This is a genomic window from Yersinia sp. 2553 StPb PI, from assembly GCF_052217105.1.
In the GTDB taxonomy this organism is placed as follows: domain Bacteria; phylum Pseudomonadota; class Gammaproteobacteria; order Enterobacterales; family Enterobacteriaceae; genus Yersinia; species Yersinia enterocolitica_E.
Genome location: NZ_JAZGPX010000002.1, coordinates 3,385,040 through 3,399,616 on the forward strand (window position 1 = coordinate 3,385,040; position 14,577 = coordinate 3,399,616).

The following is a 14,577-nucleotide window of genomic DNA, read 5'->3' on the forward strand; positions in this document are numbered from 1 at the left end:
GGGAGTGAAGCGAGTAGCCCCAGCGGCTTCAAGTATGAAGGGTATTAATGCAGATTCAAGTGAGGCGCAGTGAGTAAGAATAAACTGTCGAAAGGTCAACAACGCCGTGTGCAGGCAAACCATCAGCGTCGGCTACGCACTGATAGAAAACCTGAGTTAGATGACTCTCAGCTTGGCGATGCGCAAGAAGGTATCGTAATCAGTCGTTTCGGCCAGCACGCCGATGTCGAAGCCACCGATGGTGTTCAACACCGTTGTAACATTCGCCGTACCATTAAATCACTGGTTACCGGTGACCGTGTGGTCTGGCGCCCAGGCTTGCAAGCTCAGGAAGGTGTGCGGGTTAAAGGCATTGTCGAAGCCGTACATGAACGTACATCCGTACTGACACGCCCTGATCTGTACGACGGCGTGAAACCGATCGCCGCAAATATCGATCAGATAGTGATCGTTTCGGCGATCTTACCTGAACTTTCTCTTAATATTATCGATCGCTATCTGGTGGCCTGTGAAACACTGGAAGTCGAACCGTTAATTGTGTTGAACAAAATCGATTTACTGGATGCCGATGGCCGTAAATTCGTTGATGGCATGATGGAGATTTACCGTCGCATTGGCTACAACGTGCTGGAAGTCTCAAGTCAAACCCGTGAAGGGATGGAAGCCTTTGAAAAGGCACTGGCTGGGCGCATCAGTATCTTTGCCGGTCAGTCCGGCGTGGGTAAATCCAGCCTGCTGAATGCCCTGTTACCACCAACGGATAACGAAATTCTGGTCAATACGGTATCGGGTAATTCAGGTCTGGGTCAGCACACCACCACCGCAGCCCGCTTATATCACTTCCAGCAAGGCGGCGATGTGATTGACTCACCGGGGGTGCGTGAATTTGGCCTCTGGCATCTGGCACCGGAACAAATCACTCAAGGATTTGTCGAATTCCGTGATTATCTCGGCCATTGCAAATTCCGTGATTGCAGCCATACCACCGATCCCGGTTGTGCACTGCGCGAAGCGGTAGAACAAGGCAAAATCGCTGAAGAGCGTTTCGATAATTACCATCGAATCCTGGAAAGTATGGAACAGGCGAAGCCGCGTAAGACATCTGATAGCGACGAGAAATGATGTCTCGATAGTCCTGTTGAACATGCTTTAGCTAAAAACTGTGGGCGCAGAAAGATATATACCCAGTGACTTCAAGATGCAGGTAGGCGGCAATTGAGCGAAGCCTCAGGAGCTTACTCAAGTAAGTGACTGGTGTGAGGCAGCCAACACCCCTGTATCTTGAAGGGCGACGGGTATTATGCGCCCCCTCATTAATTTTAATGTTTACCCAGAGGTCTACGTGCTGGACAGTATCAAAATCAGATTACAATATTTACTCCCAAAACTTGGCCTGACTCGTTTGGCAGGCTGGGGGGCAGATAAGCAAGGTGGCTGGCTGACCCAACTGGTGATCAAGGCATTTGCCCGCTACTACCATGTTGATATGAAGGAAGCCCAGGACCCTGAGTTCTCTGCTTATCGTTCGTTTAATGAGTTCTTTGTGCGCCCACTGCGCGCGGGTGTGCGCCCTGTTGTAGCGGAAGAAAACCTCTTGGCCCAACCTGCCGACGGCGCTATTAGCCAGTTAGGCGCAATTCATGACGGGCAAATTTTGCAGGCAAAGGGCCACAACTACACGCTGGAAGCCCTACTCGCCGGTAACTATATGTTGGCTGCTGAGTTCCAAAATGGCCATTTTGTCACCACCTATCTGGCTCCACGTGACTACCATCGCGTCCATATGCCGTGTGACGGTATCTTGCGCGAAATGATTTATGTGCCAGGTGATTTGTTCTCGGTCAATCCATTGACTGCGGCTAATGTGCCTAATCTCTTCGCACGTAATGAACGTGTTATTTGCATCTTTGATACCGCTTTTGGCCCGATGGCACAAATTCTGGTAGGTGCCACTATTGTTGGCAGCATAGAAACCGTCTGGGCTGGCACCATTACCCCGCCACGAGAGGGTGTGATTCGCCGATGGACCTATCCGCAAGCAGGAACTGAAGGCGCGGTAGTGCTGGAAAAAGGGCAAGAAATGGGCCGCTTTAAGTTAGGCTCGACAGTGATTAACCTGTTTGCTGAAGGTAAAGTCTATTTAGCACCACAGTTAAACAGTGGTTCTGTTACCCGCATGGGTGAAGTATTAGCCGAAGCCGTCCCTACTGCTATACCCTAAATAATTCGAGTTGCAGTAAGGCGGCAAGCGAATAAACCCGATGAGTTGACGCTAGTCAATGATTCGGGTGAGCGAGAGCAGCCAATGCATATGCAGCTTGAAGTATGACGGGTATAAACGTAATCGATGTTAAGGAACCCTTACGTGCGCCTAATAATTTCTCGATTTTTTGGTAAATCACTCTCTTTTGGCCTGTTACTGTCATTTGTCATGCTGCTGTCTTTGCCGTTGCATGCGGCAACTCAGCCTAATGAAGATCAGCTCAGACAAGAGCTGAAACAGGCTGAAACCAATAAAGGGATGCCAAATCAGACCGAAATTGTTCAGGCGCTGCAATCGGCTCTTAGTTGGCTGGCGGATGCAAAAGAGTCTGATATCCGCGCCCAGCAGTATCAAAAAGCCATTGATGACTTCCCCAAACTGACCCGCGAGTTACGCCAGGAACTGGCGCAAGAAGGGGATAAACCCCTGCCCGTACCCAGTAACATGTCTACCTCCGAACTGGAACAACAAGTGCTGCAAATCAGCAGCCAGTTGTTGGAATTAAGCCGTCTGTCGCAACAAGAACAGGATCGGGCGCGGGAAATCAGTGAATCCCTCAGCCAGTTGCCTCAGCAGCAATCAGAAGCTCGGCGAATTCTGACTGAAATCAGCACCCGCCTTCAGGCACAAAGTAACCCCGCCAATCCGGTCGCACAGGCACAGTTTGCATTACTACAAGCAGAAGCCGTGGCCCGTAAGGCTAAAGCCAATGAACTGGAGCTTTCTCAGCTCTCAGCCAACAACCGGCAAGAGCTGTCACGGCTGCGCGCCGAGTTATACAAAAAGCGTCAAGAACGGGTTGATGCTCAGCTCCAAACCTTACGTAATAATCTCAATAACCAGCGTCAGCAGGCGGCTGAACAGGCACTTGAGCGCACCGAGTTACTGGCGGAACAAGGGGGCGATTTACCTGAGTCAATCATCCAGCAACTGCAAATCAACCGCGAGCTATCCCAAGCGCTAAATCAACAGGCGCAACGCATTGATCTGATCTCTTCGCAACAACGGCAAGCGGTAGCCCAAACCCAACAAGTCCGGCAGGCTCTCAGTACTATTCGTGAACAGGCCCAGTGGCTGGGCGTTTCAACCGCACTGGGGGAAACACTGCGGGCACAAGTTGCAAGATTGCCTGACGTACCGAAATCTCAGCAACTGGATCGTGATATGGCGCAGTTGCGGGTTCAACGTCTGCAATATGAAGACATGTTGGAGAAGTTACAGCAGCAAAATGTCAAATTAAAGCAAAATGATGGTACACCGCTCACCACCGAACAGCAGCGGATCCTTGATGCTCAATGGCGCACACAGCGCGAATTGCTGAATTCTCTGCTGTCTGGCTATGACACCCAGATTCTAGAATTAACCAAGTTGAAAGTGGCCAACAGTCAGTTGGTGGATGCGCTAAGTGAAGTTCGCGAGGCCACTCACCGTTATCTGTTTTGGGTCGCAGATGTCAGCCCAATATCACTGTCTTACCCGATTAACGTTGCCCATGACCTGACCCGCTTACTGTCGCTGGATACACTTTCGCAGTTAAGTGGCGCGTTCGTCATGATGATGACCAGCCAAGAGACACTGCTACCGATCAGCGCAGCCTTGCTGTTTGTCGGTTTCAGTATCAGCTTGCGTCGCCACTATCATGCCTTCCTGGAGCGTGCTAGCAGCCGGGTGGGTAAGGTTACGCAAGACCATTTCTCCCTGACATTACGTACCGTTTTCTGGTCAATTCTGATGGCGCTGCCGCTACCGGTATTGTGGGCCGCGCTCGGCTATGGCCTGCAAAACGCTTGGTCATATCCAATGGCGATCGCCATTGGTAATGCCGTCACTGCCACCGTGCCAGTACTGTGGCTGTTTATGATAAGTGCCTCGTTTGCACATCCTCATGGCCTGTTTATCACCCACTTCCGCTGGTCACCGGCGCAGGTCGGGCGGGCAATGCGTTTTTATCGCATGTCTGTGTGGTTGATTATCCCATTGATGATGGCACTGATTACATTCGAGAATTATAACGACCGTGAATTCGCTGGTACCCTGGGCCGCCTGTGCTTTATTTTGCTGTGTGTTGCCTTAAGTCTGGTGACCAATAGCCTGAAACGAGCCGGTATTCCACTCTATCTGGATAAAAAAGGCTCGGGCGAGAACATCATTAACGTGGCGTTATGGGGGCTACTGCTATCTGCCCCACTGATTGCGGCATTGGCCTCGGCGCTCGGTTATCTCACCACCTCACAGGCGCTACTGGCGCGTTTGGAAACCTCGGTTGCCATCTGGTTCTTCTTGTTGGTGGTTTACCATATTATCCGCCGTTGGATGCTGATTCAGCGCCGCCGTATTGCTTTTGACCGAGCTAAGCAGCGGCGAGCCGATATTCTGGCGCAGCGCGCCCGCGGTGAAGAAGATACGCCGCACAATAACAGTACCGAAGGGTCCATTGATGTTGAGGAACCGGTCATTGATCTGGATGTGATCAGCGCCCAATCTCTACGTCTGGTGCGATCGATCCTGACGATGATCGCCTTGGTTTCAGTGATAGCATTGTGGTCTGAGATTCATTCAGCTTTTGGTTTTCTGGAAAATATTCGCCTGTGGGATGTGTCATCCACCATTAACGGTATTGAGTCGGTGCAGGCGATCACCATGGGATCACTGCTGATCGCTATTTTAGTGATGGTTGTGACTACCCAGCTAGTGCGCAACCTGCCTGCCCTACTGGAACTGGCGCTATTGCAGCATCTGGATCTGACGCCGGGGACGGGCTATGCCATCTCCACCATCACCAAATATCTGTTGATCCTGTTCGGCAGCTTGCTCGGTTTCTCTATGTTAGGGATCGAGTGGGCGAAATTCCAATGGTTGGTTGCCGCACTTGGTTTAGGTTTGGGGTTCGGTTTGCAGGAAATTTTTGCCAACTTTGTTTCTGGTCTGATCATCTTGTTCGAGAAACCGATCCGTATCGGCGATACCGTGACCATACGTGATCTCACCGGTAGCGTGACCAAAATCAATACCCGTGCCACAACTATTTCTGACTGGGATCGCAAAGAAATTATCGTGCCGAATAAGGCATTTATTACTGAGCAATTTATTAACTGGTCACTGTCAGATTCAATTACCCGTGTGGTACTCACAGTGCCGGCTCCGGCTGAAACCAGCAGTGAGGAAGTGACTGAGGTGTTACTTACTGCTGCACGCCGCTGTACCTTGGTATTGGATAACCCGGCACCCGAGGTCTATCTGGTTGATCTTCAACAAGGGATTCAGATTTTCGAACTGCGTATTTACGCCGCCGAAATGGGACATCGTATGCCACTGCGCCATGAAATCCACCAGTTGATTCTGGCCGGTTACCGTGAGCACGGCATTACTCTGCCATTCCCACCCTTCCAGGCTCGGCTGGAAACACTGGGGCGTGGCGCTGGCCGCACTATTACTTCAGGGCGCGGCCGCACACCGGGTAGCTTGTAAGTTAAGTTGACGTATCGATAGAAAAATGGCCTGACTCTGTGAAGAGTCAGGCCCAATAATCAGGAATATTACCCAAAGTCATTGGTGTTGCAGCAAGGCAGCAAGTTCATTAATCCCGATGAGCTTACATCAGTAAGTGATTCGGGTTCGTGAACGTAGCGAACACCGCTGCGGCGCCAAGGGCGAGGGGTTATTAAGCACGCCCTACTGGGAATGCGATAACCTCATCTAATCTTTCCGCCCCCAGCGCCAGCATCACCAGACGATCAACACCTAACGCCACTCCTGAGCAATCCGGCAAGCCCTGTTTCAAGGCGGCAATTAGGTTCATATCAATTGGGTTCTGCGGTAAACCCCGTTTGGCTCGAATGCGATTATCTTGCTCAAAACGTTGCAGTTGTTCATCACCATCAGTCAGCTCATGGAAACCATTCGCTAACTCAATACCTTTGAAGTAAACCTCAAAACGTTCTGCTACTCGGTGATCTTCAGTGCTGATCACCGCCAGTGAAGCTTGAGACGCGGGGAAATGATAAACAAAGGCGGGTTTATCGCGGCCAATGTGTGGCTCGACTCCGACGGTAAACAGCAGCTGCAATAGCGTATCGCGATCTTCTTCTGTATCGGCAATATTACTTAAATCCAGTTTTGCCGCGGCTTCACGCAATTGTGCTTTATCTGCCGACAATGGATCAATGTCTAAGTGGCGCAGGAATGCTTGCTGATAAGACAAGGTTTCAGCGCTATTACAATCCAGTATTTGCTGCAACAGGTCATCAACCTCATTCATTAAGCGATACATATCATAATGTGGGCGATACCATTCCAGCATGGTGAATTCAGGATTGTGATGACGGCCAGCTTCTTCATTGCGGAAACTGCGCCCCAATTGATAGATAGATCCACTGCCTGCCGCCAACAAGCGCTTCATGTGGTATTCCGGGCTGGTCATCATGTACAGCGTCATACCATCGGCAGCGCCCGGGCCAACAAACCGGGTTTGGAATGGGACTAAATGAACGTCCGTCACTGTCGCTTGGCTCATGGTTGGCGTTTCAACTTCTAATACGCCACGATCGGCAAAAAAGCGCCGGATCTCTGCCATTATTGCTGCGCGTTTCAACAAATTGGCGATAGGTGCACTCGGCTGCCAGCTTGCCGTTTCGCTCATGGTGGTTAACTCCGAAATCAAACAGGGGATGCAGTCTACTCGCATCTACTCACTCAGACAAATCTGTCACTCATCAGCCCGATTTTTGGCTTGAATTCAGCATTTCACGCTGCAAAAAAGACTTTAGCCCAGTAGATCCTGTTTGGGATCACGTTTTTGCTAGTAATGCGCCTGAGTAGGTTCAAATAAAACAAAACAATCGATCACATCAAATTTATAGCACTTAGCATTAGGTATAATTATTCCCATACAAAAAGTAAGAAATAGCTATTCTTAATACCATCATTCTGGTTAACGGCGAATAAGTTAGCCTAATAATAATTTAAAATTATATATTTTAATTAGATATCCAAAATAATTCGAGTTGCAGGAAGGCGGCAATTGAGTGAGTCCCGATGAGTTGACGCCAGTCAATAATTCGGGTGAATGAAAGCAGCCAACGCACATGTAGCTTGAAGTATGAAGGGTATTTCACTTGAACAATGGAGAAGCGCAGTGCAAACCTTTAACGCCGATCTTGCTATTATCGGGGCCGGAGGCGCTGGTTTACGTGCAGCAATAGCCGCAGCGGAAGCCAACCCCCAACTGAAGATTGCTCTGATCTCGAAAGTATACCCGATGCGTAGCCATACTGTGGCCGCCGAAGGGGGATCAGCCGCCGTCACACAAGACCACGATAGCTTTGACTATCATTTCAACGACACGGTAGCCGGTGGTGACTGGCTATGCGAACAAGATGTTGTTGACCATTTTGTCCACAGTTGCCCGCAAGAAATGGCACAGCTGGAAATTTGGGGCTGCCCATGGAGCCGCAAACCTGATGGCTCGGTTAACGTTCGCCGCTTTGGTGGGATGAAAATTGAGCGCACCTGGTTTGCTGCCGATAAAACCGGCTTCCATATGCTGCACACACTGTTCCAGACATCTTTGAAATATCCACAAATTCAACGATTTGATGAGCATTTCGTGTTAGATATTCTGGTCGATGACGGTCAGGCACGTGGCGTAGTTGCCATGAATATGATGGAAGGCACCCGTGTACAAATTCGTGCGAACGCGGTGATCATGGCGACCGGTGGCGCAGGCCGAGTTTATCGTTATAACACCAACGGCGGTATTGTTACCGGTGATGGTATGGGGATGGCATTCCACCACGGCGTTCCGCTGCGAGATATGGAATTTGTGCAATATCACCCAACTGGCCTGCCAGGTTCTGGCATCCTGATGACCGAAGGTTGTCGTGGTGAAGGCGGTATTCTGGTCAATAAAGACGGCTACCGTTATTTGCAGGATTATGGGATGGGACCAGAAACCCCACTCGGTGAACCCAAAAACAAATACATGGAATTAGGCCCACGCGATAAAGTTTCGCAAGCCTTCTGGCATGAATGGCGTGCTGGCCGCACCATCGCCACGCCACGTGGTGATGTGGTCTATCTGGATCTGCGCCATTTGGGCGAGAAAAAACTGCTTGAGCGCTTGCCGTTCATCTGTGAACTGGCAAAAGCTTATGTCGGTGTCGACCCAGTCAAAGAACCCATCCCAGTGCGTCCAACTGCGCATTACACCATGGGTGGTATCGAAACCAACCAACAGTGCGAAACCCGTATCAAAGGGCTGTTCGCGGTAGGTGAATGTTCTTCTGTTGGCTTACATGGCGCTAACCGCTTAGGTTCTAACTCACTGGCTGAGTTAGTGGTATTTGGTCGTGTTGCCGGTGAACAAGCAGCAGCGCGTGCCATGGAAACCGGCCCGGCAAATGGCAGTGCGCTAGATGCACAAACCCGTGATGTGGAAACCCGCCTAAGTAATCTCATGAAACAGGAAGGGACCGAGAATTGGTCTAAAATCCGCGATGAGATGGGTCTGTCAATGGAAGAAGGTTGTGGTATTTACCGCACACCAGAACTGATGCAGAAAACGGTGGATAAACTGGCCGAGTTGAAAGAGCGCTTCAAACGCGTGAAAATCACCGATACCTCCAGTGTTTTCAATACTGACTTGCTGTACACCATTGAGCTGGGTTACGGCTTGGATGTGGCTGAATGTATGGCCCACTCTGCACTTAACCGTAAAGAATCCCGTGGCGCGCATCAGCGTCTGGATGAAGGCTGCACCGAGCGTGATGATGTTAATTTCCTCAAACACACGCTGGCCTTCCATACTCCGGGTGGCGCCCCACGCCTTGAATACAGCGACGTTAAGATTACCAAGCTGGCACCGGCAAAACGTGTTTATGGTGGCGAAGCCACCGCACAAGATGCAAAAGATTTGAAGGATAAGGAGCAGGCGAATGACTGATATGAAACTCCTGAAAATGGAGGTCATGCGCTATAACCCAGAAAGTGATAGCGAACCTCACTTCGAAACCTTTGAAGTACCTTACGATGAGCAGACCTCTCTGCTTGATGCATTAGGCTACATCAAAGATAACCTGGCACCGGACCTCTCTTATCGCTGGTCTTGCCGAATGGCGATTTGCGGCTCATGCGGCATGATGGTCAATAAGGTTCCAAAACTTGCCTGTAAGACTTTCCTACGCGAATACACTGGCGGAATGAAAGTCGAAGCACTGGGTAACTTCCCGATTGAACGTGATTTAGTCGTTGATATGACTCACTTTATTGAGAGCCTGGAAGCTATCAAGCCTTACATTATTGGTAACGAGCGGAAACCGCAAGACGGCCCGAATAAGCAGACTCCGGCTCAGATGGCGAAATACCATCAGTTCTCCGGCTGTATTAACTGTGGCTTGTGCTATGCCGCTTGCCCGCAGTTTGGCTTGAATCCTGAGTTTATCGGCCCGGCAGCTATTACCCTGGCGCACCGTTACAATTTAGATAACCGTGACCACGGTAAAAAAGAGCGTATGCCACAGCTTAACGGTAAAAATGGTGTTTGGAGCTGTACCTTCGTTGGCTACTGTTCTGAAGTTTGTCCGAAACACGTTGATCCGGCTGCTGCTATCCAACAAGGCAAGGTCGAGAGTGCTAAAGACTTCATGATCGCCATGCTTAAACCACAATAAGGGAGGGGAGACAGTAATGACTACTAAACGTAAAGCTTATGTCCGTACCATGGCCCCAAACTGGTGGCAGAAGCTCGGTTTCTACCGCTTTTATATGGTGCGCGAAGGTACATCGATTCCGACAGTATGGTTCAGTGTTCTGTTGATTTACGGCGTGTTCGCGTTGAAAAGTGGCCCGGCTGGGTGGGAAGGCTTCGTTGGTTTCCTGCAAAACCCACTGGTGTTACTGATCAATATCATTACGTTATTGGCCGCTGTGCTGCATACCAAAACCTGGTTTGAACTGGCACCGAAAGCCGCCAATATTATCGTTAATAGCGAAAAAATGGGTCCAGAGCCAATTATCAAGGCACTGTGGGTTGTGACTGTCGTGGCTACCGCGATTATTCTGGCCGTTGCCTTACTCTAACTCGGAGGAGAACAAGATGAATCAAGTCCCTAAACGCTCCGATGAACCTATCTTCTGGGGTCTGTTTGGCGCGGGTGGTATGTGGAGTGCAATTATTGCGCCGGCGGTAATTCTGCTGGTTGCCATTTTGCTGCCGCTGGGTGCCTTCCCTGGTGATGCGTTGAGTTATGAGCGTATTCTGGCATTCTGTCAGAGTTTCATTGGCCGGGTCTTCCTGCTGCTGATGATTATTCTGCCACTGTGGTGCGGTTTACACCGTATCCATCACGCCATGCATGATTTGAAAATCCATGTCCCTGCCGGGAAATGGGTATTCTATGGTCTGGCAGCCATTCTGAGTGTGGTCACTATCATCGGTGTCCTGACGCTGTAATTATTCATGCCTAATCTGCGGCCTGCTCTTTAGCGGGCCGTTTTTTTTCCGCACTCAGCTAATAACTCAGATTCATCTATTTGCGCCCCTGATAACTGATAGCTATTCTCAACCATAGAGTAATTATCAGAAAACTAAGGAACGCCAATGCGCCTGTGGTCAAAACTATCCGTATTAACTGCAACTCTGCTCTCGGTCGCCTGTAGCGTGACCCCGCCTAAAGACGTGAAAGTGGTTGATAACTTCCAACTCCCTCGCTACCTCGGCACCTGGTATGAAATAGCCCGGTTGGACCACTCTTTTGAACGTGGATTGGAGAGGGTCAGCGCTAATTACACGCCACGAGATGATGGTGGTGTAAAAGTCATTAACCGGGGTTATAACCCGCAGAAGCAGCAATGGCAGGAGAGTATCGGCAAAGCCTATTTTATTGGTTCCCCCCAACAAGCCTCGCTTAAAGTGTCATTCTTTGGGCCTTTCTATGGTGGCTATAATGTCATTGATTTAGATGATAAATATCAGCATGCCTTAATTGCCGGCCCTAATCGGGATTATTTGTGGATTTTATCCCGTACGCCAACGATCGATACTCAGACCCGCGATCGTTTGGTTGCCGTAGCGAGGAATTATGGTTTCCCGGTTGATAAGTTGATATGGGTTAAGCAGGAAGGGCCGAGCGCAGAGATTAAAAAGTAATAATGCTGTGTTTTAGCCTTCAATCTGTAACAGCAGATCGAACTATAACCCGATCTGCTGTTCATTCCGCGAGCGCTAAAGGAAATCCCTTGTTATGACGCCAACTTCAAGCCGATAATTCCAGCTAAAATTAGCCCCAAGCTAAACACCCGCGCCAAACTGGCAGACTCCCCAAGCAGGGCAATACCTAAAATAGCAGTACCTACCGCACCAATACCGGTCCAAACCGCATAGGCCGTGCCTGCTGGTAACGTTTTCATGGCATAGGCCAACAAAAAGACACTGACCGCCATCGCTACCAGAGTGATAACACTGGGGGTCAGCCGCGTAAAACCATGAGAATACTTCAGGCCAATAGCCCAAATAACTTCTAATAAACCAGCAATAACCAGAATAATCCAAGCCATCGTAACCACCTCGCTCAGGCGGGGTCGTCCCCGAAAAACAGATGCGTGCCCAGGTCGTCCCGAACAGCATAAAGGTAAGAGGGATACGTTATCACGCTAAATAATAAGCAGCAATATTATGGCCGATCAAAAACAAATCCGGCGGCAATCGCCGCCGATAAGAATATAAACAGACGTTTATTCAGCGCTACGTTCAATCGCACTACCTGCACTTTGAACATCTTTGCCAACACCTTTCGTGGTGTTGCAGGCGCTCAATGAAGAGATAACCAACAATGAAAAAATAATGGCGATGCTTTTCTTTAACATTATAAAGGTTCCTTATAGGGCATTTGGCTTATTCACCTTATAAGGATAGTCAAAAAAACAGCATTGCACTTTTTCCGACTCAATTAACAGCACAACAGTGCGCTATCGATAAAACCCACATCCGACAGGCCCAGATAGCAGAAAACCGCGTTTAAGCGGTTTTCTTTCATTCCCAGCGCATCTTATTTATTAAGACTTACTTAACGCGAGAAACATATTCGCCAGAGCGGGTATCAACTTTGATAACTTCGCCAACCTGTACGAATAATGGCACTTTGACCACGGCACCGGTACTCAGAGTTGCAGGCTTACCACCGGTACCGGCAGTGTCACCTTTTAGACCTGGGTCAGTGTCAGTGATTTCGAGTTCAACAAAGTTTGGTGGGCTGACAGCGATAGGCTGACCATTCCACAGAGTCACGATACATTCAGCCTGATCAATCAGCCATTTGTCGTTATCGCCAATGGCTTTGGCATCAGCTTGCAACTGCTCGTAAGTCTCGTTATTCATGAAGTGCCAGAACTCACCGTCGTTGTACAGGTAAGTCAGGTTCAAATCGTTAACGTCTGCGCCTTCGGCTGAGTCGGTAGATTTAAAGGTCTTTTCAACGCGTGAACCGGTCAGCAGGCGGCGCATCTTAACACGAGCAAAAGCTTGGCCTTTGCCTGGTTTTACGAACTCGCTGGCTTCAACTGCATAAGGCTCGCCCTCGAACATGATTTTAAGACCGGGACGAAAATCGTTGCTATAATAAGTGGCCATAATGGTCCTCAAGAAACTGGTAGTTAAGCCTAAAAAATGGCAAGTATTGTAACCCGAAACATGCCAATTAGAGAAGATTGGTTGCAACAACTCGCCGATGTAATTACTGATCCGGCCGAATTGCTAAGAATTCTTTCCTTAAATGAACACCCCAACCTGCAACAAGGTATTGAGGCTCGTCGTTTATTCCCTCTCAGAGTACCTCGCGCTTTTGTTGCGCGTATGCGGCTGGGAGATCCGTCTGACCCATTATTGCTTCAAGTGCTGACCGCACGCGAAGAGTTTATCGCAGTACCCGGTTTTACCAATGACCCGCTTGATGAACAACGCAGCGTCGTACCCGGCTTGTTGCACAAGTATCGCAACCGCGCACTGCTGCTGGTAAAAGGCGGCTGTGCCGTCAATTGCCGCTATTGTTTCCGCCGCCATTTCCCTTATCAGGATAACCAAGGCAACAAAGCCAATTGGCATCAGGCACTGGATTATATCCGCCAGCACCCAGAGCTAGACGAGATCATCTTTTCCGGCGGTGACCCGCTCATGGCGAAAGACCACGAGCTCAGTTGGTTGCTGGATGAGCTGGAAAACATAGCTCACATCAAGCGCTTACGCATCCATACCCGGTTACCGGTGGTTATCCCTGACCGTATCACTGCGGCGCTATGCCAGCGGCTGGGTGATACTCGATTACAAGTGCTAATGGTTACACATATAAACCACGCCAATGAAATCGATCAGCCTTTGCGGGACAGTATGGCACAGCTCAAACGGGCGGGTGTAACCCTCTTAAATCAGAGTGTGCTGTTGCGAGGGGTCAATGATGATGCCGAGGTATTGGCAACATTAAGCAATGCCTTGTTTGATGCTGGTATTCTGCCTTACTACATTCATGTACTGGATAAAGTGCAAGGTGCGGCTCACTTTATGGTCGATGATGACGAAGCACGGCTATTAATGAAAGGTCTGCTAAGCCGCGTATCCGGTTATTTGGTTCCCCGTTTAGCACGGGAAATCGGCGGTGAACCGAGCAAGACCCCGCTGGATCTCCGATTGATGCAGGATGAATAATTCGGGTGACAAATCTGCCGGGAGCAGATTTGAACGCGGCTTGCAGCGGCTTTGTAGAGGCGAGGTCCATGAATGGGCCGAGTAACGAGTGCAGCCAGAAAGATGACGGCTGTAACAAGCAGGGGATGCCATGGCATCCCCTGCTTTATTTAAATTCTTGCTTGAGCTATCAAGGGCACTTATAAACTTCACCAACCATTTTGCTATCCAGTGGTGCAAAGCTTGATAAGAAGGTTTCGCTCGGGCTGGTAGCACCGTAAATTACGTTGCCGCCCATTGCTGCTGCTTTATTACGTAGGTCATTTGCTGCCCCACGCATAGAACTGCTTTCACCGCCACCACCTGAGAACCAGTTACTCTGAGTACCAGCCACCTGGCCGACCAACTGACATTCAGCACCAGGCTTCGTATCAGAGAATTTCACTTGCTCACCCGCCGAACTTAATTGGTTAGTGGAGCTACAACCCGCCAGCAACAGCGCTGCTGAAAGGCCAAGTAACACTTTAATCCGCATTTTTTTCCCCATTCGAAGTTGAGAATCACGCTAAAGATTACCAGAAAGCACCGCTGCCGCTTAGGCATCCGTTGCCGAAATTATCCAAATACTCGATGTCGAGCCTGA

Annotated in this window: 14 protein-coding genes; 9 read left to right on the forward strand and 5 right to left on the reverse strand. The window is 49.7% G+C overall.

Translation table 11 applies throughout. The annotated features are described in order from the left end of the window. The first annotated feature begins 69 nt into the window (after positions 1 to 69). From rsgA to mscM, 3 genes are all read left to right on the forward strand, one after another. Positions 70 to 1,122, forward strand: a complete 1,053-nt coding sequence (gene rsgA / locus V2A84_RS17020; protein ID WP_005187493.1) for a small ribosomal subunit biogenesis GTPase RsgA — start codon at positions 70 to 72, stop codon at positions 1,120 to 1,122. A 220-nt stretch (positions 1,123 to 1,342) separates the two neighbouring features. Beyond that, the gene (gene asd / locus V2A84_RS17025; protein ID WP_083163920.1) at positions 1,343 to 2,221 is read left to right on the forward strand and encodes an archaetidylserine decarboxylase; all 879 of its coding nucleotides are present in this window, start codon (positions 1,343 to 1,345) and stop codon (positions 2,219 to 2,221) included. Positions 2,222 to 2,347: 126 nt separating this feature from the next. Then, the gene (mscM, locus tag V2A84_RS17030) at positions 2,348 to 5,731 is read left to right on the forward strand and encodes a miniconductance mechanosensitive channel MscM (protein ID WP_102970487.1); all 3,384 of its coding nucleotides are present in this window, start codon (positions 2,348 to 2,350) and stop codon (positions 5,729 to 5,731) included. A gap of 193 nt (positions 5,732 to 5,924) precedes the next feature. Here the strand turns inward: mscM and epmA are convergent, their stop codons facing one another. Further along, positions 5,925 to 6,902 (reverse strand): elongation factor P--(R)-beta-lysine ligase, encoded by a 978-nt coding sequence (gene epmA / locus V2A84_RS17035; RefSeq protein WP_083160989.1) that lies wholly within the window; start codon positions 6,900 to 6,902, stop codon positions 5,925 to 5,927. A gap of 495 nt (positions 6,903 to 7,397) precedes the next feature. Here epmA and frdA point away from each other — a divergent pair, with 495 nt between their 5' ends. From frdA to blc, 5 genes are all read left to right on the forward strand, one after another. Beyond that, positions 7,398 to 9,203 carry a fumarate reductase (quinol) flavoprotein subunit gene (frdA, locus tag V2A84_RS17040; protein ID WP_083160991.1) on the forward strand — a complete coding sequence of 602 codons (1,806 nt, stop codon included), beginning with the start codon at positions 7,398 to 7,400 and terminating at the stop codon, positions 9,201 to 9,203. Beyond that, positions 9,196 to 9,930: a succinate dehydrogenase/fumarate reductase iron-sulfur subunit gene (locus tag V2A84_RS17045; protein ID WP_032906821.1), complete on the forward strand. Its 735-nt coding sequence runs from the start codon at positions 9,196 to 9,198 to the stop codon at positions 9,928 to 9,930. The genes frdA and V2A84_RS17045 overlap by 8 nt, the downstream gene beginning before the upstream one ends. A 16-nt stretch (positions 9,931 to 9,946) precedes the next feature. Then, entirely contained in the window at positions 9,947 to 10,339 is a 393-nt protein-coding gene (gene frdC / locus V2A84_RS17050) for a fumarate reductase subunit FrdC (RefSeq protein WP_083160993.1), read from the forward strand. A 16-nt stretch (positions 10,340 to 10,355) separates the two neighbouring features. Then, positions 10,356 to 10,712 (forward strand): fumarate reductase subunit FrdD, encoded by a 357-nt coding sequence (gene frdD / locus V2A84_RS17055; RefSeq protein ID WP_372557814.1) that lies wholly within the window; start codon positions 10,356 to 10,358, stop codon positions 10,710 to 10,712. A 147-nt stretch (positions 10,713 to 10,859) separates the two neighbouring features. Then, positions 10,860 to 11,408, forward strand: coding sequence for an outer membrane lipoprotein Blc (gene blc / locus V2A84_RS17060; RefSeq protein WP_083160997.1), 549 nt, complete (start codon positions 10,860 to 10,862; stop codon positions 11,406 to 11,408). Positions 11,409 to 11,500: 92 nt separating this feature from the next. Here blc and sugE read toward each other — a convergent pair whose 3' ends face one another. From sugE to efp, 3 genes are all read right to left on the reverse strand, one after another. Next, positions 11,501 to 11,815 (reverse strand): quaternary ammonium compound efflux SMR transporter SugE, encoded by a 315-nt coding sequence (sugE, locus tag V2A84_RS17065; RefSeq protein ID WP_083160999.1) that lies wholly within the window; start codon positions 11,813 to 11,815, stop codon positions 11,501 to 11,503. 177 nt (positions 11,816 to 11,992) lie between these two features. Then, a complete protein-coding gene (locus V2A84_RS17070; RefSeq protein ID WP_004392446.1) occupies positions 11,993 to 12,124 on the reverse strand; it encodes an entericidin A/B family lipoprotein in 132 nt (43 codons plus the stop codon). Positions 12,125 to 12,320: 196 nt separating this feature from the next. Next, complete coding sequence (gene efp / locus V2A84_RS17075) at positions 12,321 to 12,887, reverse strand: elongation factor P (protein ID WP_083161001.1); 567 nt, start codon at positions 12,885 to 12,887, stop codon at positions 12,321 to 12,323. Between the two features lie 36 nt (positions 12,888 to 12,923). Between efp and epmB the strand changes: the two genes are divergently transcribed. Beyond that, a complete protein-coding gene (gene epmB, locus V2A84_RS17080) occupies positions 12,924 to 13,955 on the forward strand; it encodes an EF-P beta-lysylation protein EpmB (RefSeq protein ID WP_372568570.1) in 1,032 nt (343 codons plus the stop codon). Positions 13,956 to 14,124: 169 nt separating this feature from the next. Here epmB and V2A84_RS17085 read toward each other — a convergent pair whose 3' ends face one another. Then, the gene (locus tag V2A84_RS17085) at positions 14,125 to 14,469 is read right to left on the reverse strand and encodes a DUF4156 domain-containing protein (protein WP_032906818.1); all 345 of its coding nucleotides are present in this window, start codon (positions 14,467 to 14,469) and stop codon (positions 14,125 to 14,127) included. Positions 14,470 to 14,577 lie beyond the last annotated feature (108 nt).